A 22,238-nucleotide genomic window follows, 5' to 3' on the forward strand; every position below is an offset into this window, starting at 1 on the left:
TCGGCGCGGCTACTTCAGGCTTGCGGATCCGCGCCGGTAAACCTTCGATCATGCGGCGGGGTGTGTCCGAATTGCGGCGAAATGCGCACGAATCCTGCTGCGCCACACCTCGTACGGCGGTACCGCGCCCTCGGTGTCGGGTGCGACCGCGGTGGCGTCGGCGAGTTCCGACGCGGCCTCGGGGGTGATCTCCGCGAGCGTTTCGATGGCGGTGGCGCTGTGCGCGGGGACGAATCCGGCGTGGATCCGGGCTTTCACCGCGAAGACCGAGCCCAGTGCCAGCTCCGGGCGGTGCTCGCCCGCGGCGGCGGGCAGCGTGGCCAGCTCGTCGGGCGTGCCACCGCCCGCGAACGTCGCCGCCAGGCCGACACCGCTCCACAGGTCGGCGTGCCGAGCGGGGTCGAACCGGCCGAGCGCCCGCGCGACCTCCTCGCTCTGGGCGCCGTGGATGAACCACAGCGCCCGGCCGATGCCCTGGTCGATGGCGCGCGGGAAGTAGTCGGGCCTGCCCTGCCACGGGTAGGCCGGGGGCACGCGCTGCTCGTCGACCCACTTGCGGCTGTGGAAGTAGGCCAGGTCGAAGCCGTAGCCGTCGACCGCGAGCCACGTCATCGTCGGGTGGTAGGGCGACCCGGCCAGGTCCGGCACGACCTTGCGCCACAGCGCGCGCGGCAGGTGGTTCATGGCGAACCCGATGCCGATGTAGGCGACGAACAGGTGCTCCGCGCCCGGTCCGTTGAGCAGGTCGCGCGCCCGCGTGCCCCGGCCCATCACGTCGCGGATGGTGAACGCCATCGTCGCGCCCTCGTAGGCGAAACCGCGCAGCTCGGGCTCGACGAACCCGAGCCGGCGCACGATCTCGTCCTGGTCGCGCGAGTCGATTCCCCACTCGAAACCGCAGACGACCGACTGCGGGATGGCGTCCAGCTTGGGTGCGTACTCCGACGACGCGCCGGGGAAACCGCGCGCGCCGAGCGTCACCTCCTGCAACGAAGGCGCCATCACGAGCCTGCGCAGCGATCCCAGCGTTGTCGACATGGTGCTAGACCCCCAGTGCGTCTTGGGATTTCCTCGTGCCCTCGGTCCGGACGGCGATCGCGGTGCCCCGCGAGGTCGAGCTGTGGTGGGCGCCCGCGTGCGAGACCTTCCGGAATGGGTCCCGCACGACGTCGAGCGCGGTGTCGTCGGTCACGGTGTCGTCGGTCACGGGGTCCGCGAAGTGGCCCGGTCGGGCGTCGACGAGCGCGATCCCGCCCGGGTGGCCGCGTGGGCCGATTGTGTCGCGGCGACGTGGAAAATGACCGTCGAGGAGTGTCGAGGCGGCCACCGGCTCGGCCCCGGCAGCGGGGTCGGCTCCCTTTCGGGGCGCTTCGTCGGCGCCGATGTGGGCCATCCGTGGCTCCTTGCCGAGGATATCGGTGAGTCGCGTGGTCGTACTCGCTGCCGGGGGTCGGGCGTTCCCAGGATCGGTCCGGGCGTCGCTGAAACCTTCTCCGAACATGCGGACTTCGTGGCGAATCGAGTGGTCGACCCGTCGTGGCCGTTGCGCGGTGTGCCGACAACGGGAACGACACCGTTGTGGGACGTGGCGGCCGGACCGCGAATCGCCCGGCGTGACGTCGTCCGAGCCGGGGCGGGCTGGGTCGTGTGCCGCATTCTCAGGCGCACCGGTTCCATTGTCGGAAACTGCTCGGTGTTTTTCCGAGGGGCGGCCCGGATGACGTGGAAACCGCCGTCCGCGGGGCCCGGCGTGGTGGCGCGAAGGCGGTGGCGGCACTTCGGCCCGATTCGCGACCTCGGCCACACCGGGGGCACGTGCGCGGTGCGGGAGGTGGACCGGTCGGGCGCTGTCCGCGGTGCGCTGGTGGGCCGGTCCGTCGACCTGGCGCGACCGTCGTGGCCCTCGCGCATCCCGCCGAGTGGTGCCGTCGCGGTGGTCGGTCGGGACACTCCCGTCGGCCGGCGGCGAGCACGCTGGGCACCGAGCCGTTCGGTGGCGCAGAACGTCGAAAGCCGCCGCTCGTGGAGTCCGACGAGCCGGCGGCATCCGGGACCCGATCGCGCCGTTCGACGTGGCCGGCGTCGTCCCGCGCGCGGTGCGTGGCGGCCCGGAGCTCCCCCGGGGAGCTCCGGGCCGCGGGTGCGTCAGTCCACGTTGGACAGCGTGAACTGGCCGGGCTTGCGGCCCTCACCGGCCGGACCGCGGTACGCCTGGGCGATGTCCAGCCACTGCTCGGCGAGCTCGCCCTCCGCCCGCACGTCCAAGTCGGAGTGGTGCCGCCGCCGGGTCACCAGCAGGCAGAAGTCCTCCGCCGAGCCGGTGACGCGCTGGGCGGCGTCCTCGGGGCCGTAGGACCACACCGTGCCGGACGGTGCGGTGATCTCGAACCGGAACTCGTCCGTCGGCGGCTCCTCGCCGCGCGCCAGGTAACCGAAGTCCTTGGTGCGCACCGCGAAACCGACCAGGAAACCGAGTCGGTCGTCCCACTTCCGGGGCACGCCGAGGGCATCGGCTACGTCCTGGCCGTGCCCGAACAGCTCCATCATGCCCGCGCTGGCCAGCACCGCCGGCGGCAGCGGGTTCACCAGCCACGGCACCGTGGTGTCGGCCGGCACGGCGGCCAGCGCGTCGATCGCCCGCGCCTTGGTCTGGCTCCAGCGCTCCACGAGTTCGGGGGTGTCGAGCGCGAGGTGCGGCGCCATCGCGGCGTCCACGTTGGCGTTGAAGTCGGGGGACAACCCCGCCATCATCGCCTGGAACCGGGCGCCGTCGGACGCCGCGAGGCCCGCCATGGCGAAAATCGCGGTCAGGTGCGCCACCTGGTGCTTGACCGTCCAGCCGGGCGACGGCGTCGGCAGCGACCACGCGGAGTCGTCGAGGTCGGCGATCATCCGGTCGAAGTCGTCGCCCGTGGCCCGGAGCGCCGTGATCACGTCCATTGCGCATGTCCTTCGCTCGAGTTGGCTGAGCTCTGACGATGCCGCAGCGGACAGCGGAAGTCTTCTCACGGCGTGCTCTAAGCCCCCGCCCGGCGGTCGGTTCGGGATCGGCCGGGATGCCCGTGCCCCCGAGGGCGGGCGGCCGGGATCACGGCGGGCGAGGTGACAGTTCGGTGGACATCGCAGCGTGCGTTGACGCAGGATGGCGGCTGTGTCGGAGCCCAGCAGCATCCACGTGGCCGACTACGACCCCGACTGGCCGCGACAGGCCGCTACCGCGATCGACGCTCTCCTGGCAGCGGCGCCCGGGCTGTTCGTGGAGATCGAGCACATCGGCTCCACCGCCGTCCCGGGACTGGCGGCGAAGCCCGTCATCGACCTGATGGCCGCCGTCGACGACCTCACGCACGCTCGATCCCACCAGGCGGCGTTCGCCTGCCTCGGCTTCCACCCGCACGACAACGGGATGACCGACCGGCTGCTGTACGTCCGCGCGGACAGCGGGATCCGAAGCCATGTCCTGCACGTGGTGAGCCTGGAGAGTTGGCCCACCCGGAACCAGCGGATCTTCCGGGACCACCTGCGTGCCCATCCCGAGGACGCGGCCCGATACGCGCAGCTCAAGCGGGCGATCGTCGTCGCCGGCACCGCATCGGGTGAGTATGCGCGGGCGAAGACGGCGCTGGTGCAGGAGCTCACCGACCGCGCTCGCGCACAACTCGGCCTGCCACCGGAACCCGTGTGGGAGAAGCGGTGAACTCCGGCAGCGCGAAGCCGAAACCGCACCCCTCCGCAGTGCCGACGAACACGGGCGCAGACCCGGCCCGCGGACCGACCACCCGTCCGGCTCAGGCGACGCCGGCGGCGATGAGCTGCTGCCAGATCTCGCCCTGGTCGACGACCTCGACGCCGAGCTTCTCCGCCTTGGCGATCTTGCTCGCCCCGACGTCCGCCCCGGTGATCAGGTAGTCGGTGCTGGCCGAGACCGAGGTCGCGGTGGTGGCGCCGGCCTTCTCGCAGAGCCTCTGGAAGGTGGGGCGGGGCACCTTCTCGCCGGACCGGGGGTCGCTGATCGCGCCGGTGATCACCACCGTCTTGCCCGCCAACGGCGCGTCCGACGCCACGACGGGCGGCAGGTCCTCCTCCCGCACGTCCAGGGACACGCCGTGCTGCCGCAGCCGTTCGAGTTCGGGCCGCAGCCGGGCGAGGTGCTCGGTCAGCGACGCGGCGACCTTGGGGCCGATGTCCTCGACGGCCACCAGGCGTTCCTCGCCCGCGTCGGCGACCTCCTCCAGTGAGCCGAACCCCGCCCGGCACAGGCGGGTCGCGGTGCCTTCCGAGGCCATCGGGATGGCGAGCCCGATCAACGCCCGGCGCAGGCCCACGGCGCGGCTGGCGGCGATCGAGTCGATCATGCGGGTCGCGGAGGTCTCGCCGATGCGGTCGAACTCCAGCAACTGCTCCTTGGTCAGGGTGTAGAGGTCCGACGGGTGCTCCAGCAGCCCGGCCTCGGCGAGCCGCTCGATCCACACCGGGCCGACCGCCTCGATGTCCGCCGCCGCCCGCGACGCCCAGTGGATCAACCGCCGCACGGTCTGCGCGGGGCAGGCGACGTTGGTGCAGAACAGCTCGCGGCTGTTGCCCTGCTCGGTCAACGGCTGCCCGCACGACGGGCACTCGGACGGCGGCACGATCTCCCGCTCCGCGCCCGTGCGCTTGGACTCGTCGAGCACACCCGCGACGAACGGGATCACGTCGCCGGCTCTGCGGATCAGCACGGTGTCGCCGATCCTGATGCCGCGCGCCCGGATGACCTCCTGGTTGGCCAGCGTCGCGCGGGTGACGGTCGTGCCGCCCACGAACACCGGCTCCAGGTGCGCCACCGGGGCGATCTTGCCCGTCTTGCCGACGTCCCAGACCACGTCGAGCAGCACCGTGGTCTTCTCCTCGGCGGCGAACTTGAACGCCAACGCGCCGCGCGGCGAGCTCGACCGGGTGCCGGCGGCGGCGAAGGCGTCCCGGTTCGCCAGCCGCAGCACCGCGCCGTCCAGGTCGTAGTCCAGGTCGTTGCGCCGCGTCTCGATCTCGGAGATCACCGCCTGCGCCGCGTCCGCGTCGTCGCAGTGCCGCATGTCGGCGACGTCGAACCCGAGCGCGCGCAGCCCGCGCTCCAGGTCGGCCGCGGCGCCGCCCTCGGAGGTGTCCAGGTCGAAGGCGAAGAACTGCAGCCGGCGCTCCGCGACCGTGGCCGCGTCCTTCGCCCGCAGGGTGCCCGCGGCGGCGTTGCGCGGGTTGATCAGCGGCTTGTCCGGGTGCGCGGTGTTGTAGGCGGCGAACGTGGACCGCAGCATCACCGCCTCGCCGCGCACCTCGACCCGGCCCGGCGCGTCGAGGAGCTCCGGCACGCCGTCGACCAGGGCGCGCACCAGCGGCGTCACGTCGTCACCCGTCGTACCGTCACCGCGGGTGATCGCACGGGCCAGCCGCCCGTTCTCGTAGACCACCGCCAGCGACAGCCCGTCCAGCTTCGGCATGACCACCACCGGCTGGCCCGGGAAGCGGTCGAAGAACGCCGCGACCTGCTCGGGCCTGGTCGCCTTCTCCAGCGACAGCATCGGCCGGGAGTGCCGGACCGGAGCGTGCAGCACGGCGGGCGCGCCCACCTGCTCCAGCGGGTTCGGGTCGGGCGCCAGCTCCGGGTTCGCCTCGATCAGCCCGCGCAACTCGTCCTCGATCGCGTCGTACTCCGCGTCCGCCACCAGCGGCGAGCCGCGGTAGTAGGCGTCGCGCAGCACGACGACCTGGTCGGCGAGTTCCTGGATGCGTTCCCGAGCGTTCACGGCCCACAAGTTACCGGCGACCACCGACAATCCGGCTGCCGGCGGCCCCGGACCAGCGTGAATTCGGTCGCGGAACCGCCCGATCAGGCCTAGCTTCTGCGTCGAGCAGAGGAGAACCGTGGAGCAGATCAGCAAGCGACTGGTGAACTGGGCGTCCATCCTGGACCCGGGCACCCGCGAGCAGGCCGAGAAGGCCGCGCGGATGCCGTTCATCTTCCCGCACCTGGCGCTCATGCCCGACGCGCACCTCGGGAAGGGCGCCACGGTCGGCAGCGTCATCCCCACCCTGGGCGCGATCATCCCGGCCGCCGTCGGCGTCGACATCGGCTGCGGCATGATCGCCGTGCGCACCCAGTTCACCGGGGACGACTTCCGCGCGCGCCCGCTCGCCCCGCTGCGCGAGGCGATCGAGAACGCCGTGCCGCTGTCCGCCGGGAAGTACAACACCCGGCTGACGGACACCGCGCGTGAACGCGTCGACGTGCTCGCCCGCCGCGCGGAGGAGGCCGGCTTCGACCCCGGTTCCTACGCGGGCAACTGGGAGCTGCAGCTCGGCACCCTCGGCAGCGGCAACCACTTCATCGAGGTCACGCTGGACGAGACCGGGCGGGTGTGGCTGTTCCTGCACTCCGGGTCGCGCGGCGTGGGCAACAAGATCGCCCAGAAGCACATCCGGGTCGCGCACCAGCAGTGCGAGCGCCGGTGGATCGACCTGCCCGACCCGGACCTGGCGTACCTGGTCCAGGGCGAGGACGAGTTCTGGCACTACATCCGGGAGATGCGCTGGGCCCAGGACTTCGCGTGGTCCAACCGCGAGGAGATGATGGACCGGGTGGTCGCCTGCGTGGCCGACTGGACCGGCCGTGACGTGGAGCGCCGGGAAGTCGTGAACTGCCATCACAATTACACGGAGCAGGAGACCCACTTCGGCAAGGAGGTGTGGCTGTCCCGCAAGGGCGCCATCAACGCCGAGAAGGGCCGGGCGGGCCTCATCCCGGGCTCTATGGGCACCGCGTCGTACGTCGTGGTCGGCAAGGGCAACCCCGTCGCGCTGAACTCCTCGCCGCACGGCGCCGGCCGTGAGTACTCCCGCTCGGCCGCGCGCCGGGCGTTCGGCCGGGACGACCTGCGCAAGGCGATGGTCGGCATCGAGTACCGCGACACCGACGCGTTCATCGACGAGATCCCGGCGGCGTACAAGGACATCGACGTCGTCATGCGCGACGCGCGGGATTTGGTCGAAGTGCGCCACACGTTGCGCCAGATCGTCAACGTGAAGGGCGATTGACCGGCGGGGCAGGCGGGCTCATCCGCCTGCCCCGCGTCCGTCACGGGGCCTGACCGGTTTTCGGGCTGCCGGTACTCGGGCGCACCCCGGTCGTCGTGGGTCTCTCGGAATCGATGGATAACCTCGACATGGCTCGAACCTTCCCCAGATGAGTGATGCCGGAACGGTGGCGTCGCGTGCTATGCGGCAGGCGAGTCGGTCGCGCCGAAGAACGGGAACTCGTAGATGACGTTGGGCCACCCGAGGATCACGAAGGTCACCGCGACGGCCAACTGCAATGGGCGGGACTTGAGGTGTCGTGCCAGGTAGAAGGACGTGCGTCGGATCGTGCCGAAGATCATGGCGGGATTCAACCACAACGGTTCCCTAGCATTGGACCAGGGGTCAAGGAAGCTCCGCGTGGCGGCACGTCAGGGTGATACTCCAGTCAACGCGAGTTTATTTCGTCTTCACTCGATCGGGTGACTTTCGGTTCCTTGGTCGAATGGAGTAGGTTGTGTTTCGCTCTGCCCGTCGTTTCGGGCAGGGCTTTTTGGGCTGCGTGGCGAAAGGTGGTCGCGAGGGTCGGGGATGGCGCCCGGTCGGCCGCGCATGAATTCCGGTTCGCCGAGCGCGGTGTGCATTTTCTCCGCGAGGCCGGATTCGACGAGCAAGGGTTCGGCCTCCCGCCACCGTCGTTCCGCCTCCACCTGATCGCCGACCACGGCGTGCGCGTGCCCGAGGAGGAAGAGCGCCTGCGCCTTTTCCCGGGTGATGTCCAGGTCGGCCGACAGCTCCAACGCGCGGTGGCAGAACTCGATGGTCTTCTCGTGGGACTTGCGGTCGTAGTGGACGCGGGCGAGCGCCACCAGCGCCTCGACCGTGCGCGCCCGTTCACCGGTGGACAGGTTGATCTCGAGCGCGGCTTCCAGGCACCGGAGGGCGTCGTCCAGCTCGCGGCGCTGGTGGTGGAGCTTGCCCAGCGCGGTCAGGGTCGTGCCCTCGCCGTGGCGGTGCTTGATGGTCCGGCGCAGGTCCAACGCCTCGCGGTACAGCTCCACGGCCTCGTCGACCCGGTCCAGCCGCTGGTAGGCCGCGGCCATCTGGTCCAGTGTGGAGGCTTCCAGGCTCCGGTGGCCGGTCGCGCGGTGCAGTTCCAGGGCCGACTCGTACAGCGACAGCGCGGTCCGGACGTCACCGCGCTCGCGGTGCGCGCTGGCCAGGTTGTGCACGGCGATCTCGGTGAACTCCACGTCCTCCATGCGCTGTGCGATGGAGAGCGCCTCCTGCATGTGCTCGACCGCCTCGTCGTACTCACCGAGCCGGTAGTAGGCGGTGCCCAGGTTCAGCAGGCTGCCGCACCGGCCCTCCACGTCCCCGGTCGAGCGCGCCGCGTCGGCCGCCACCCGCTCGACCGCGACCAGGTCGCGGTACGCGCCGGTGCGGTCCAGGGCGCGGTCGATGTTCGCCGCGATCCGCCAGGCGTGACCGGCGAAGCCGTGGCGGAACGCGTGCGGCACGGCGGCGACGAGGGTGGCCCGCTCGGTCGCGAACCAGGCCAGGGCGTCGTTCTCGTCGGCGAACCGGGGCACGGCGTCGAGGGTCATGCCCGGCAGCAGCGGCACGGGGTCGTCGTGCGCGTTCAGGGCTCGCTCCAGGCCGATCGCGCCGGCGAGCTGCCAGGTCAGCAGCCCGCTGAGCGCGGCTTGCCGCTGGTGGGACGACTCCTCGGTGCGGACCCGGTCCAGGGCGTAGTCGTGCAGCAGGTCGTGCAGGCGGAAGTGCCCGTGGGTCGTGTACTGGAGGAGGTTGGCCTTGGTGAGCGTCCGCAGGTGGACGAGGACGTCGTGCTCCGGGCGCTCGGTCAGGGCGCTCGCCGCCGCCGAGGAGAACTCGGCCGTCGGGTGCAGGCCCAGCAGCCGGAAGACCCGCGCGGTCTCGGTCGGCAGGTCCCGGTAGGACACCCCGAAGGCGAACGACAGGCTCGCGCTGTCGTCGTCGCTGTCGTCCAGGGAACCCAGTATTCCCAGCCCTTCCTGCGTCGCGTACTCCTCGACGAGGACGCCGATCGGCACCTGCGGCCGGTTCGCCACGTGCTGCGCGATGATCTTGACGGCCATCGGGTGGCCGTCGAGCCGCGAGGCCAACGCCCGCAGCGCGGTGGGTTCCGCTTCGGCCCGCCCCGCGCCGATCTCGCGGCGCAGCAGGTCGATCGACTCGTCGAACGAGAGCGGCGGCACGGCGAAGAGGTGGACGTCGTCGTGGAGGTCCAGTCCCCAGGGGCGGATCCTGCTGGTCACGATGGTGAAGCAGTTCGTCGCGGCGCCCAGCAGCGGTCGGACCTGCGGGCTGTGCCGGGCGTCGTCGAGCACCAGCAGCACTTTGCGGTCACCGAGCGCGCGGTGCAGGGCGGCGGCGCGTTCGGCGCCCGTCGTCGGGATGTGCGCCACGCCGAGCGAGGTCAGCAGCACGCCGGACGCGTCCTCGGCGGTCATCGCGGTGCCGCGGCCGAAGCCGCGGAGGTCGAGGAAGAGCTGGCCGTCCGGGAACCGGTCGGCCCTCGTCCGTCCCCAGTGGATGGCCAGTCCGGTCTTGCCGACGCCCGGCATCCCGTGCAGCGCGACGACTTGCCCGCGCCCGCCGTCGGGCCCGTCGAGCAACGCGTCCAACGCGGCGAGCAGGTCCTCCCGGCCCACGAACGTCCTGGCCCTCCTGGGCAGCTGGCGGGGTGGGGCGTGCTGCGGCTTGGTGGACGTGGTCGCGGTGCCCACCTGCTTGGCGACGATGCTCTGGTACACCGCGCGCAGTTCCGGACCCTGTTCGGCGCCCGTGGCCTCGAAGAGGCGTTCGCAGAACCGCTCGTGGTACTCCAGCGCCGCGGCGTACTTGCCCTGCCCTTCCAGCGAACGCATGTACAGCCTCGCGAGCACTTCGTCGAGTTCGTGCTCCTGCGCGAGCCTGCCCGCTTCGCCCATCGCCTCGACGTGCTCGCCGAGCGCGTTCAGGCTTTCCACGAGGGCGTAGTGGGCGGTGAGCCGGTCGAACGTGTCCATCTGGTAACGCAGGTGGTCCGCCCACATGCTTTCGACGTCCTGCAACGGGCGTCCCTGCCATCGCGACAACGCTTCCCGCAGCACCGCTCTCGCGCGCGCGTGCTCGCCGGCGGCGGCTGCCGCCCGACCCATTTCCGCCATTGTGCGGAACCGGTGGTAGTCGACGATTTCGCGGTCGACGTCGAGCAGGTAGGCGTCGCCCTCGCGCTCGATCGACCGGTCGAGGCCGACCTGGCCCAGCACCCTGCGCAAGCGGCTGATCAGTGGCTGGAGCCTTCCTCGCATGCCGGACGGATCCTCGTCGGGCCACACCGCCTGCGCGATCGTGCCGATGCCGACGGGCTGGCCGACGTGGTAGAGCAGCAGCGCCAGGACCGCGCGTTGCTTCGCGGACCCGAGGTCCACGTTCTCGTCCGCCACGCGTAATCGGGTCTTGCCCAGGATCTTGAATTCCACCAGCGTTCACCTTTCGCTGGCACGACGGTCCGGTATTGCCAGTGTGCTGGAGTCGGACCGGATTGTGCAGGGCAATGTCGAGTTGTTGCTCCGTTGTGCCGAACGGCCGGCCGGCGATCGGCGGCGCGAGTGAACTGCCAGGCAACTGCAAGGAAACTGCAAGGAGATGTGCACGGCCGCCGCGAATCGGGTTGTCCGGCGGACAGGGCCGTTGCTAGCGTCACGGCGGCGATGGAGATCGCTGGGTCACCGGGAACGGGGAGGTCGATGAATATGGCTGTCCGCGGCCGTCTTCAGCACGTCCTCATCCGGTCCGCACGCGGCTGACGCGCGGGCCGGGTCATCCCGATGACCAGGAGTTCCGAGTGTCTTCTCCTTCCCTTCCCGTGCCCGATCCGACCACCGAACGGCTGGTGCTGCGGTCCTGGACCGCGGCCGAGGTCGACGCCGTCGTGGGTGGTGTCCGGCTGCCGCACTGGGCCGAAGACTTCCCCGCGGACGGCGATCAGGTCATCGCCGGGCTGCTCCGCGAGCACCCCGAGTGGCTGAGCCGTCACGGCCACCGGTTGGTGGTCGAGCGTGACAGCGGTCTGGTGGTCGGGTCGATCGGGCTGTTCTGGCCGCCGAGCGACGGTGTCGTGGAGATCGGGTACGGCGTCGTGGTGTCCCGGCGGGGGCGCGGGTACGCCACCGAGGCCGCGCGCGCGTTGACCGGCTTCGCGTTCACCGCGCCCGGCGTCCGGGTGGTCCGCGCCGAGGTGGAGCTGTCGAACCCCGCCTCGGTCCGCGTCCTCGAGAAGGCCGGTTTCCGGCCGTTGGACGGCGCCGCCGGACAGGGCACCGTCCGGTACGGCATCGTGCGGTAGGTCGTCTCACGGGGTCGGCGGCGGTTCCTGCCGTCGACCCCGCATCACCGCAGGTCAGCGCTATTCTAGCCCCCGGCTATGCATGGTCATGCAGCGTCGTGCATACTTCTAGTCGTGTCCAAGGTGCTCACTTACCTCCCCGCCGGCGAACACGTCGGCATCGCGTTCTCCGGTGGTCTCGATACGTCCGTGGCGGTCGCCTGGATGCGGGAGAAGGGCGCGGTGCCGTGCACGTACACCGCGGACATCGGTCAGTACGACGAGCCCGACATCGCATCGGTGCCGAGCCGCGCCGCCGTGTACGGCGCCGAGATCGCCCGACTGGTCGACTGCCGGGCCGCCCTGGTCGAGGAAGGGCTCGCGGCGCTGGCCTGCGGCGCGTTCCACATCAGGTCCGGCGGCCGTGCCTACTTCAACACCACGCCGCTCGGGCGGGCCGTGACGGGCACCATGCTGGTGCGCGCCATGCTCGACGACGACGTCCAGATCTGGGGCGACGGCTCCACCTACAAGGGCAACGACATCGAGCGGTTCTACCGCTACGGCCTGCTCGCCAACCCGTCCCTGCGGATCTACAAGCCGTGGCTGGACGCCGCGTTCGTCAGCGAGCTCGGCGGCCGAACGGAGATGTCCGAGTGGCTGCAGGCGCGCGGCCTGCCGTACCGGTCGAGCACGGAGAAGGCGTACTCGACCGACGCGAACATCTGGGGCGCGACGCACGAGGCCAAGGCGCTCGAACACCTCGACGCCGGCATCGAGATCGTCGACCCGATCATGGGCGTGCGGTTCTGGGACCCCGAGGTCGAGATCGCCACCGAGGACGTCACGGTCGGGTTCGACCAGGGCAGGCCGGTGACGATCAACGGCAAGGAGTTCTCCTCCGCCGTCGACCTGGTGCTGGAGGCCAACGCCATCGGCGGCCGGCACGGCATGGGCATGTCCGACCAGATCGAGAACCGGGTCATCGAGGCCAAGAGCCGCGGCATCTACGAGGCGCCGGGCATGGCGCTGCTGCACGCGGCCTACGAGCGGCTGGTCAACGCGATCCACAACGAGGACACCCTCGCCTCCTACCACAACGAGGGCCGCAAGCTGGGCCGGCTGCTCTACGAGGGTCGCTGGCTCGACCCGCAGGCGCTGATGGTGCGCGAGGCGTTGCAGCGGTGGGTCGGCACGGCGGTCACCGGCGAGGTGACGCTGCGCCTGCGCCGCGGTGACGACTACTCGATCCTGGACACGTCCGGGCCCGCGTTCAGCTACCACCCGGACAAGCTGTCCATGGAGCGGACCGAGGACTCGGCGTTCGGGCCGGTCGACCGCATCGGCCAGCTGACCATGCGCAACCTCGACATCGCCGACTCGCGCGCCAAGCTGGAGCAGTACGCCGGGCTCGGCATGGTCGGCAGCCAGTCGACGCTGATCAGCGCGGCGCAGGTGGCGCAGACCGAGCTGATCGGCGCGATGCCCGAGGGCGGCGCCGAGGCCATCGCCTCGCGGGGCAAGGTGGCCGACGACGAGCTGCTCGACCACGCCGCCCTGGAGGCGGGCAACGACTGACCCGCTCCTGGCCGGCCGCGCCGTCGGTCGGCCGAGGCCGTGCCCGCGCCGGTCCACGCGTGTCGTGGCCGGTGCGGGCATCGGCGTTCCCGGGCCTCACACGCCGTGGCGACGGTCGCCCGTGACGAGTTCGGCGACCCTGGCCTCGGCCTCGCCGGAGAACGGGTTCCGGTAGGCGTCGACGGCCAGGCGGGTCTCCTCCGCGATCAGGTCGGCGTTGATCTGGGCGCCGGCGGTGGCGCCCGCCGCGGCGGACGCGCCGACCTGCGCGGTCAGGTCCGTGACGTTGCCCGCGACCCACACCCCGGGCACGTCGGTGCGGCCCAGCGCGTCGGCGGGGATGTGCTCGCCCATCCCGGACGGGTGCTCGACGGGCCGGAGCCCCAGCGTCGCCAGGAAACCGGCTCGTGCCACCATCCGCGACGCCACGACGATCACCTCACGGCCGACCGCGCGCCCGTCGGCGAGCCGCACGCCGACGATGCGGTCGCCCGCGATCTCCAGCGCCGCCACCTCGCCCGCCACGACGTCGACACCGCGTGCGGCCAACTGCTCGGCCTGCTCGGCGGTCGGCGGCTGCGTGTGGGAGAAGAGCGTGACGTCGGCGCTCAGCTGCCGGAACATCAACGCCTGGTGCACCGCCATCGGCCCGGTCGCCAGCACGCCGATCGCCTGGTCGCGGACCTCCCAGCCGTGGCAGTACGCGCAGTGCACCACGTCGCGGCCCCAGCGCTCGCGCAGCCCCGCCACGTCCGGCAGCTCGTCCACCAGGCCCGTGGTCACCAGCAGCCGGCGGGCCCGGACCGCGCGGTCGTCGGCCAGCGCCACCACGAACCGGTCGCCCTCGCGGTTGACGGCGTCGACCTCGCCGGTCACCACCTGACCGCTGTAGGCCCGGACTTCCGCCCGACCGCGTTCGACCAGCTCGGCCGGCGGCATCCCGTCCCTGGCCAGCAGCCCGTGCACGCCGTCGGCTGGCGCGTTGCGCGGCGACCCGGCGTCGATCACGACCACCGACCGCCGCGACCGCGCCAGCATCAGGGCGCCGTTCAACCCGGCGGCCCCACCACCCACCACCGCCACGTCATAGCTGTCACTCAGCTGAAAGGTCATCGCGACCACCTCCACGACCACCATGCGTGCGAGGTGAGCGGATCGGCAAACCTTGTTGCCGATCCGGCAACAAGGGCCGGCCCCCGGCTCCCACCGGGCCGGCCCCTTGTCAGCTCAGAACTTCACCGTGGCGCAGCCGACCCGGGGACCGGCGGTGCCCGCCTTGCCCGGTTCGGTGGCGGTGCGCTGGGCGTGGATCACGACCGAGCCCGCCCGCCGGTCGGCGAACTGCCACGGCACGACCGCGCCGACCACCGCGCGGCCGCGGTCGTCGGTGGTGAAGTCGAGCCAGATCTCGTTCTCCGGGTTGGCGTACGCCGGGTCCACCGACGGCTGGTTCGGGTCCACCACGTGCTGGTGGTGCGCGCCGGCGTCGGTGGGCGCCGCGCCGCACGGCAGCTGGTGCGCGTGCGCGCCGTAGGTTCGGTTCGGGACCAGGCCGTAGACGCTGAGCAGGGCTTTCGTGGAGCGTCGCAGCGGGGTGGCCACGACCATCACGGCCGCGCCGGGCGCGATCAGCGCCGGGTCGTAGGTGTAGGCCTTGGTCGCGGTGGCCGGGGTGGCGAAGCGGGCCACCGTCACGGCGACTCCGGAGCCTCGGGGACTGTCCGCGGACGCGCTCGGCGTCACCGCCGTCGCGAGCAATCCGCCGATGACCAGGGGGATCAGACGTTTCACACTTCTGCCTTCCGTAGGAAAAGGCGGCGGCACACCCGAAGTTAGCACCGATCGTCATGGGCTGCTTTCACCGTAAGACCCTCGTAATTCGGGGGCGGTGAGCGGTTCGCCTCGTCCACACTGGACGACGTGCTGCTCACCTTGACCACGACCCACCGCCCGGCCACCGACCTCAGCCACCTGCTGCACAAACATCCCGAACGGGCGCAGTCGTTCACCACGTCCTCGGGCGCCGCGCACGTCTTCTACCCGCGCGCGGACGAGGAGGAGTGCACGGTCGCGCTCCTGCTGGAGGTCGACCCGGTCGCGCTGGTCCGCGGTCCCGGCAGCACGCTCACCCAGTACGTCAACGACCGGCCGTACGCGGCCGGCTCGCTGTTGACCGTCGCGCTCGGTTCGGTGTTCCGCACCGCGATGAACGGCCGCAGCAAGAGCCGCGCGGACGTGGCCGCCACCCCGATCCCGCTCACCGTGCGCGTGCCCGTCCTGCCGCACCGCCTGGTCGAACGGCTCTTCACGCCGTTGGGCTGGACCACGCACATCACGCCCCTCCCGCTCGGCGACGGCGACGACTCGCGGTACGCCGACGTCACCCTCACCGGCACGCTCACGCTGTCGGAAGCCCTGAAGCACCTCTACGTCCTGCTGCCCGTCCTCGACGGCGACAAGCACTACTGGGTCGCCGAGGACGAGGTGGACAAGCTGCTGCGCGCGGGGGAGGGGTGGCTCGGCGCGCACCCGGACCGCGAGCTGATCACCACCCGGTACCTGATGCGCCGACGTCCGCTGGTGCGGTCCGCGCTGTCGCGCCTGGCCGAGGTGGAGGAGGTCGAGCCGGAGGAGCTGGACAACGCGCTCGTCGAGCCGAAGGTGTCGTTGGCGGTGCAGCGCCGTGAGGCGGTCCTCGACCAGCTCAAGCAGGTCGGCGCGCGGTCCGTCCTCGACCTCGGCTGCGGCGGCGGCGCGTTGCTGCGCGCCCTGCTCGAAGTGCCCGACTTCACCCGCATCCAGGGCGTGGACGTGTCCGCGAACGCCCTCGCCACGGCCGCGCGCAAGCTGAACCTGGACCGGATGTCGGACCGCCGGCGCGCCCGGCTCACGTTGCGCCAGTCGTCGCTGACCTACGCCGACCCGGAGCTGGAGGGCTACGACGCCGCCGTGCTGATGGAGGTGGTCGAACACCTCGACCCGGACCGCCTGCCCGCGTTGGAGCACTCGGTGTTCGTCGTCGCACGGCCGCGCACGGTCCTCGTCACCACGCCGAACGTCGAGTACAACGCGTTGTTCGAGACCCTGCCGGAAGGCAGGCACCGGCACTCCGACCACCGCTTCGAGTGGACCAGGGCCGAGTTCGAGGACTGGGCGGACGGCGTCGCGCACCGCCGCGGCTACACCGTCGCCCACCTGCCGATCGGACCGGTGGACGACGAGCGCGGCGCGCCGACCCAGCTCGCCGTTTTCAGCGTGGAGGACTGATGGAGCTCAAGATCCCGGACCTCTGCCTCGTGGTGCTGATCGGCGCTTCCGGCTCGGGCAAGTCCACGTTCGCGCGCCGGCACTTCCGGCCGACGCAGGTGCTGTCCAGCGACTACTTCCGCGGCCTGGTCGCGGACGACGAGAACGACCAGTCGGCGTCCGCCGCCGCGTTCGAGACGCTGCACTTCGTGGCGGGCAAGCGCCTGGACGCCGGCCGCACCACCGTCGTCGACGCGACGAACGTGCAGCGGTCCGACCGGGCGCGGCTGATCGAGCTGGCCCGTGAGCACAACGTGCTGCCGGTCGCGATCGTGCTCGACACCCCGGAGGAGGTCTGCCTCGCCCGCAACGCCTCCCGCCCGGACCGCGACTTCGGCGCGCACGTGGTGCGCCGGCACCGCGCCGCGTTGCGCAAGTCGTTGAAGCACCTCGGCAAGGAGGGCTTCAAGCGGGTGCACGTGCTGCGCGCACAGTCCGAAGTGGACGAAGCGGTCATCGTGCCGGAGCGGCTGCTCAACGACCTGCGGCACGAGACCGGGCCGTTCGACGTGATCGGCGACGTGCACGGCTGCCGCGCGGAGCTGGAGGACCTGCTGGTCAAGCTCGGCTACGCGCTGGTTCGCGACGACGAGGGCCGTCCGGTGGACGCCGTCCCACCGGCGGGACGGCGTGCGGCGTTCGTCGGTGACCTGGTCGACCGGGGGCCTGATACGCCCGGTGTGCTGCGCCTGGTGATGGGCATGGTCGAGGCGGGGCACGCGTTCGCCGTGTGCGGCAACCACGAGCAGAAGCTGGTGCGTGCCCTGCGCGGGCGCAACGTGCAGGTCAAGCACGGTCTCGCGGAATCGCTGGCGCAGCTCGCGGCGGAGCCGGAGGAGTTCCGCGAGCGTGCCGTGCGGTTCTGCGACGGCCTGATCGCGCACTACGTGCTCGACGGCGGCGACCTGGTGATCGCGCACGCGGGCCTGCCGGAGAAGTTCCACGGCCGCGCGTCGGCCCGGGTGCGCAGCTTCGCGCTCTACGGCGACACGACCGGTGAGACCGACGACTACGGCCTGCCGGTGCGCTACCCGTGGGCGACGGAGTACCGGGGCAAGGCGACCGTGCTCTACGGGCACACGCCGATGCCGGAGGTCGAGTGGGTCAACAACACCATGTGCCTGGACACGGGTGTGGTGTTCGGCGGCAGGCTGACCGCGTTGCGCTACCCGGAGCGCGAAGTCGTGGCGGTCGACGCGCACGAGGTCTGGTACGAGCCGGTGCGACCGCTCGTCGTGCCGGAGGAGGAACGGGAGCCGGACGTGCTCGCGCTGTCCGACGTCACCGGCCGCCGGTTCGTCGAGACGGCCCACCGGGGCCGGATCGGGGTGCGCCCGGAGCAGGCCGCGTCGGCGTTGGAGGTGATGAGCCGCTTCGCGATCGACCCGCACTCGCTGCTGTACCTGCCGCCGACGATGGCGCCGACGGCCACCTCGCGGCGGCCGGACGTGCTGGAGCACCCGGAGGACGCCTTCGCGGAGTACCGGAGCGCGGGCGTGCGCGAGGTGATCTGCGAGGAGAAGCACATGGGGTCGCGTGCGGTGGTCCTGGTGCGCAGGGACGGCGGCGGCGTGATCCACACGCGGGCCGGCCGCGCGTTCTTCGACCCGCCGTTGGGCGACGAACTGCTGGCACGGGTGCGCGAGGAGGTGGCGAGGGCCGGGCTCTGGGACGAGTTCGACACCGATTGGCTGCTGCTCGACGCCGAGCTGCTGCCGTGGAACGCCAAGGCGGCCGGGCTGATCAAGGAGCAGTACGCCTCGGTCGGCGCGGCGGCCACGGGTGCTCTCGGCGTGGCGGTGGACGTGCTCGCGCGGACCGCCGCACGGGGCGTCGACGTCGGCGAACTGCTGGCGCGCACGGAGAGCAGGCTGGCGAACGCGACCGGCTACCGTGACGCCTACCTGCGGTACGTGCGGCCGACCGACGGCCTGTCGGGCGTCACGATCGCGCCGTTCCAGCTGCTCGCCGCGCGCGGCCGGACGTTCCACGACCGCGACCACCGGTGGCACCTGGACGTGCTCGGCCGGTTGGCGGGCGAGGTGTTCACCCGCACCCGGCACCTGGTGGTCGACACCGCGGACGACGAGCAGGTCGCCGCCGGCATCCGCTGGTGGGAGGACCTGACCGCGGCCGGTGGCGAGGGCATGGTCGTCAAGCCGCTGGCGAACCTCGTGCGCGGTGACCGCGGCCTGGTGCAGCCGGGCGTGAAGGTGCGCGGGCGCGAGTACCTGCGGATCATCTACGGCCCGGACTACACCGAGCCGGAGAACCTGGAGCGCCTGCGCAAGCGCGGCCTCGGCGCGAAGCGGTCGCTGGCGATCCGTGAGTACGCGCTCGGCCTGGAGGCGTTGGAGCGCGTCGCCCGCGACGAGCCGCTCTGGCGGGTGCACGAGTGCGTGTTCGCCGTGCTCGCGCTGGAGTCGGAGCCGGTCGACCCGCGGCTCTGAGCGTCACGGGGTGCTGGGCAGCCGGCCGAGCCGCCGGGCGGCGGTTGCCCAGCACCAGCCCCGGAGCAGGAAGAAGCAGCCCTCGGCTTCGGCGTCCGACACGGGAGGGCCACCCGGGAAGCCGAGCCGGCCTGTGCGGCGAACACGGCATTGCCCGCGGCGTAGCCGAGGAACAGCACCGCCCGGGCGTACGCCGGTGGACATCAACCATGCCCGACGACAAGGCAGGTCGGACCGTGCGCATTTCCCCATCATGAGGAATGCACGGCCTCCCGCGGGCGGCTTCTCAGCCTGACGGCGCGAACGATCGGGTAGCCGGCCGCGACCAGCAGAGACAGCGCCGGAAGGGGCACGCCGAGCAGGCTCTGACCGAGGGCGTAGTCGGCCGCGGGCACGGCGAGGCACAGCGCGAAACCCCACGGCGGCGCGGTCTTCGGCTTCGTCGGCGCCGCCCACGGCGTCCGCTTGAACGGCTTGGCCACCGACAGCCACACCTGCACCGCGAGGGCCGACGCCATCAGCAGCGAGCCGACGCGGAGGAGCGTTTCCGAACCGCCCGGGTGCAGGTTCGGGCTGAGCACGAAGATCCCCGCGTACAGCTGGCTGAGCGTGATCGCGAACTTGATGAGCACCCACCAGTGCCGCAAGTAGCCCCACGCCGTGAGGCCCGACAGCATCAACCCGCTGAACGCCGACGTGGTGGCCATGAACTGGAGCACCTGCACGTCGAGCAGCAGCGCCACCTCGAACGCCGTCCGCCGGTCGGGCACGGCCAACGCGTGATTCACCACCACGAACAACGCCAGCGCCATCATCATCCAGCCCGTGGACGACACGACGTGCGCCCAGACCAGCAACTTCCGACCCATGACCCACCCCTACTAGTAGCCGCACTACATATAGTACGGCTACTAGTAGGGTGGTGGCTCAGACCCGGCAGGGGCTGCCGCCGGGCTCGCCCGGCAACGCCTCCACGTTGGCCTTCGCCTCACCGAGCACCACGTCGGTCAGCACGGTGTCCAGTGCGAACGCCCGCTGCACCACGCTGGTCGGCGTGGTCGTGGTGCTGTTGAGCTGCAACGAGCCGATGACCAGCGGGATCGTCAGCGGCGCGCTGCCCACGGCGATCTGGACCCCGTTGATCCGCAGGCTCGCGATCTGCGACGAGCCGGCGAACTGCGGGTCGAGGTTCGCGTCGCACGTCACCGACGCGGTCGCCTGGATCACGCCCACCTCGATGTTCACCAGCAGGCTGCTGATCCGCGTGTACTCGACCCGGGCGTTGGACACCGCGCCGTCACCGGGAGCCGGTGGCAGGGCGAGCAGGTCGTCCGGTGTCTGCTCGGTGCTCGCGGTCAACGCGTTCGCCCGCACGGTGAGGATGCCCGCGGACAGGTTGACGTTGGCCACGTTCTCGTAGTCGTCCACGCACGGCACGTCCGGCGGGTTGGCCCGCGCCACCACGATCCCGGCCAGGTTCAGCGCGGTCGCCTGGCAGGAGAACACGCCGGTCCGCTCGGAGGTCTTGATCCGCAGGTCCGACAGCACCGGGGTGTCGCCGGACGGGCTCGCGGTCAACGTCGCCCGCACCTCGATGTAGCGGCCCACGCGGGCGAACTCCACCCCGTTGGCCACCGGCGTGAACGTCTCGCCGGCCAGCCCGGCCTCGGTGTCGGACGTGCGCGCCTCGACCGTGATCGAGGTGCCGGCCGGCACGCTGCCCTGGGCCTCGGTGTTCCAGGTGACCGTGCCCCAGGTCTGCCCCGCGACGCCGCCGTCCTGCACCACCGACCACGTGCCCACCGGCGCGGTGATCTCGCCGAGCACCGACCCGGTCATGTCGCTGTAGTTGTACGGCCCGGCGCCCGCGCCGAGGTCGACGGTCAGGTCGACCGCGCCGACGGTGAACCCGCCGCCACCGACCGGACCGGCGTCCGGGTCGATGCGCTGGGCGTTGTTGGAGTTGATGTTGGTGACCCACACCTTGCCGTTGGTGTCGACCGCGACGCCGGTGGGGCCGTTGCCGCCGGGCAGGACCACGTTGCCGACGAACGTGCCGTCGGTGCGCAGGTGGCCGACCGTGTTCGTGCCGTTGTCGAGCGCGTGGGCGACCCAGACGTTGCCGTCCATGTCGACCGCGACGCCCTGCGCGCGGTTGTGGCCGTGCGGGAAGGAGCCGAGGACGTTGCCCGCCGCGTCCATCTTGACCGTCTGGCCGGAGTTGACCCCGGTGTGCCAGATCTCGCCGGTCTGCGGGTCCATGCCGAGGCCGTAGTCGCCGTGCGAGGTGTCCAGGCAGGCGCCCGAGCCGCTGCCCGGCTCGTAGCGCAGCAGGTTGGCGCCGTACCGCGCCGACCACAGCGTGCCCGCCTGGTCGACCAGACCGCCGTAACCGCCGCAGCCGAAGCTGACGGGCGCGGTCAGCGGCGAGCCGTCCAGCCCGGAGATCTTCTGGTGCTGCATGTTGGAGCCGCCGGTCCACAGGTTGTTGTCGGCGTCGACGGCCACCGTGCGGGTGTTCGTGCCCGCGACCCGGCTGTAGGTGATCAGGCACTCGTCGGCCGCCGTGGTGACGCCGCCGTTGGCGTCCGCGCCACCGGCGTTGGTCCACGGCCGGATGTCGCCGAGACCGCGCGACGTGGCGTACAGGCCGTCGAGGTCGCGGTCGACGCAGGTGTTGTAGCCGAACGGCCCCTTCAGATAGTCGCCGGCGGGGTTGGGCGTGCCGTCGGCGTTCGTCCGGGTGCCGCCCCGGATGACGCCGACGCGGGTGACCGACCCGCGGCCCCCGCTCTGCTCGTTGCGGTTGGAGAGCCAGGTGTTGCCGAGCTTGTCCACGGTCGTGCGGGAGGGGTTGCGCCCCTGGCCGTCCGGCGCGGACAGCCACTCGCCGACGATCTCGCCGGTGTTGACGTCGATGCGGACCATCGTGCCGCGCGCCGAGGCGGCGACGTTGACGTAGGGGAAGAACACGCTCTGGCGGTTGAGCTGGAGCTGGTTGTTGTTCGGGGCGTCGTGGTTGACGTCCTGGAGCACGCCCTGGTCGAAGTCCGCGTCCAACGTGTAGAGCACGTCTTCGCCGGGGACGGGGGCGGCGGACGCCGACGGCGTGCCGACGAGGGGGAGGAGCAGCGCGCCGACGGCGGCCAGCACCAGGGATCTTCGCGGGGGAAGCATGGATCTGCCCTTCTTCGGGGTTCGGCAGTTGTTCGGGCATTTCCGTCACGTGACAACCGGGTGTCGAGGGTCGATCGGAGCGCGTTACCGGACCCGGAAATGTGAGTAGACAATTGGGCAAAAATAGGGGTGGACATTCACACTCTTCCGAGCGCAGAACGTTCGAATGGCCCAAAGAGACGATTCGCACGGTGACTGTTGACGTTGTCCGCTACGCCGTACGGTCGAACCTTTCGGCTGATCCGGGCCGATCGGACCGGTGTCGGCGTTAACCGTTCGGACACCCCCGGACCACCCGGAATTCGCTCACCCGGTCGACCGGGTCT

At 71.4% G+C, this 22,238-nt stretch carries 16 protein-coding genes; 6 read left to right on the forward strand and 10 right to left on the reverse strand.

Annotated features, from left to right (window positions below):
* Positions 1 to 48: 48 nt before the first annotated feature.
* The 3 genes from AB0H12_RS21070 to AB0H12_RS21080 all read right to left on the reverse strand — a co-directional run bounded on the left by AB0H12_RS21070 (position 49) and on the right by AB0H12_RS21080 (position 2,940).
* Entirely contained in the window at positions 49 to 1,038 is a 990-nt protein-coding gene (locus AB0H12_RS21070; RefSeq protein WP_499624558.1) for a DUF1702 family protein, read from the reverse strand.
* A gap of 4 nt (positions 1,039 to 1,042) precedes the next feature.
* Positions 1,043 to 1,393: a hypothetical protein gene (locus AB0H12_RS21075; RefSeq protein WP_499624559.1), complete on the reverse strand. Its 351-nt coding sequence runs from the start codon at positions 1,391 to 1,393 to the stop codon at positions 1,043 to 1,045.
* A gap of 752 nt (positions 1,394 to 2,145) precedes the next feature.
* On the reverse strand, positions 2,146 to 2,940 hold the full coding sequence (locus AB0H12_RS21080; RefSeq protein ID WP_499624560.1) for a TIGR03084 family metal-binding protein: 795 nt from the start codon (positions 2,938 to 2,940) through the stop codon (positions 2,146 to 2,148).
* Between the two features lie 211 nt (positions 2,941 to 3,151).
* Here AB0H12_RS21080 and AB0H12_RS21085 point away from each other — a divergent pair, with 211 nt between their 5' ends.
* Positions 3,152 to 3,697 (forward strand): GrpB family protein, encoded by a 546-nt coding sequence (locus AB0H12_RS21085; RefSeq protein WP_499624561.1) that lies wholly within the window; start codon positions 3,152 to 3,154, stop codon positions 3,695 to 3,697.
* Between the two features lie 91 nt (positions 3,698 to 3,788).
* On the opposite strand, the gene ligA is transcribed toward AB0H12_RS21085, so the two are convergent.
* The gene (gene ligA / locus AB0H12_RS21090) at positions 3,789 to 5,780 is read right to left on the reverse strand and encodes an NAD-dependent DNA ligase LigA (RefSeq protein WP_499624562.1); all 1,992 of its coding nucleotides are present in this window, start codon (positions 5,778 to 5,780) and stop codon (positions 3,789 to 3,791) included.
* Positions 5,781 to 5,898: 118 nt separating this feature from the next.
* Between ligA and AB0H12_RS21095 the strand changes: the two genes are divergently transcribed.
* Complete coding sequence (locus tag AB0H12_RS21095) at positions 5,899 to 7,068, forward strand: RtcB family protein (protein ID WP_499624563.1); 1,170 nt, start codon at positions 5,899 to 5,901, stop codon at positions 7,066 to 7,068.
* Positions 7,069 to 7,247: 179 nt separating this feature from the next.
* Here AB0H12_RS21095 and AB0H12_RS21100 read toward each other — a convergent pair whose 3' ends face one another.
* Both AB0H12_RS21100 and AB0H12_RS21105 read right to left on the reverse strand, forming a co-directional pair.
* Positions 7,248 to 7,409, reverse strand: coding sequence for a hypothetical protein (locus AB0H12_RS21100; protein WP_499624564.1), 162 nt, complete (start codon positions 7,407 to 7,409; stop codon positions 7,248 to 7,250).
* A gap of 108 nt (positions 7,410 to 7,517) precedes the next feature.
* A complete protein-coding gene (locus tag AB0H12_RS21105; RefSeq protein WP_499624565.1) occupies positions 7,518 to 10,556 on the reverse strand; it encodes an AfsR/SARP family transcriptional regulator in 3,039 nt (1,012 codons plus the stop codon).
* A gap of 365 nt (positions 10,557 to 10,921) precedes the next feature.
* On the opposite strand from AB0H12_RS21105, the gene AB0H12_RS21110 reads away from it, so the two are divergent.
* Positions 10,922 to 11,422, forward strand: a complete 501-nt coding sequence (locus AB0H12_RS21110; protein ID WP_499624566.1) for a GNAT family N-acetyltransferase — start codon at positions 10,922 to 10,924, stop codon at positions 11,420 to 11,422.
* Between the two features lie 114 nt (positions 11,423 to 11,536).
* The gene (gene argG, locus AB0H12_RS21115; RefSeq protein WP_499624567.1) at positions 11,537 to 12,979 is read left to right on the forward strand and encodes an argininosuccinate synthase; all 1,443 of its coding nucleotides are present in this window, start codon (positions 11,537 to 11,539) and stop codon (positions 12,977 to 12,979) included.
* Positions 12,980 to 13,075: 96 nt separating this feature from the next.
* On the opposite strand, the gene AB0H12_RS21120 is transcribed toward argG, so the two are convergent.
* Entirely contained in the window at positions 13,076 to 14,092 is a 1,017-nt protein-coding gene (locus AB0H12_RS21120; RefSeq protein ID WP_499624568.1) for an NAD(P)/FAD-dependent oxidoreductase, read from the reverse strand.
* A 114-nt stretch (positions 14,093 to 14,206) separates the two neighbouring features.
* Complete coding sequence (locus AB0H12_RS21125) at positions 14,207 to 14,674, reverse strand: superoxide dismutase (protein WP_499624569.1); 468 nt, start codon at positions 14,672 to 14,674, stop codon at positions 14,207 to 14,209.
* A gap of 225 nt (positions 14,675 to 14,899) precedes the next feature.
* On the opposite strand from AB0H12_RS21125, the gene AB0H12_RS21130 reads away from it, so the two are divergent.
* Positions 14,900 to 16,246: a 3' terminal RNA ribose 2'-O-methyltransferase Hen1 gene (locus tag AB0H12_RS21130; protein ID WP_499624570.1), complete on the forward strand. Its 1,347-nt coding sequence runs from the start codon at positions 14,900 to 14,902 to the stop codon at positions 16,244 to 16,246.
* Positions 16,246 to 18,735, forward strand: coding sequence for a polynucleotide kinase-phosphatase (locus AB0H12_RS21135; protein WP_499624571.1), 2,490 nt, complete (start codon positions 16,246 to 16,248; stop codon positions 18,733 to 18,735). The genes AB0H12_RS21130 and AB0H12_RS21135 overlap by 1 nt, the downstream gene beginning before the upstream one ends.
* 251 nt (positions 18,736 to 18,986) lie before the next feature.
* Here the strand turns inward: AB0H12_RS21135 and AB0H12_RS21140 are convergent, their stop codons facing one another.
* Complete coding sequence (locus AB0H12_RS21140) at positions 18,987 to 19,604, reverse strand: hypothetical protein (protein ID WP_499624572.1); 618 nt, start codon at positions 19,602 to 19,604, stop codon at positions 18,987 to 18,989.
* A gap of 58 nt (positions 19,605 to 19,662) precedes the next feature.
* On the reverse strand, positions 19,663 to 21,912 hold the full coding sequence (locus AB0H12_RS21145) for a hypothetical protein (protein WP_499624573.1): 2,250 nt from the start codon (positions 21,910 to 21,912) through the stop codon (positions 19,663 to 19,665).
* Positions 21,913 to 22,238: the final 326 nt, after the last annotated feature.

Source organism: Actinosynnema sp. NPDC023794 (genome assembly GCF_040639675.1).
Taxonomy (GTDB): Bacteria; Actinomycetota; Actinomycetes; order Mycobacteriales; family Pseudonocardiaceae; genus Actinosynnema; species Actinosynnema luteola.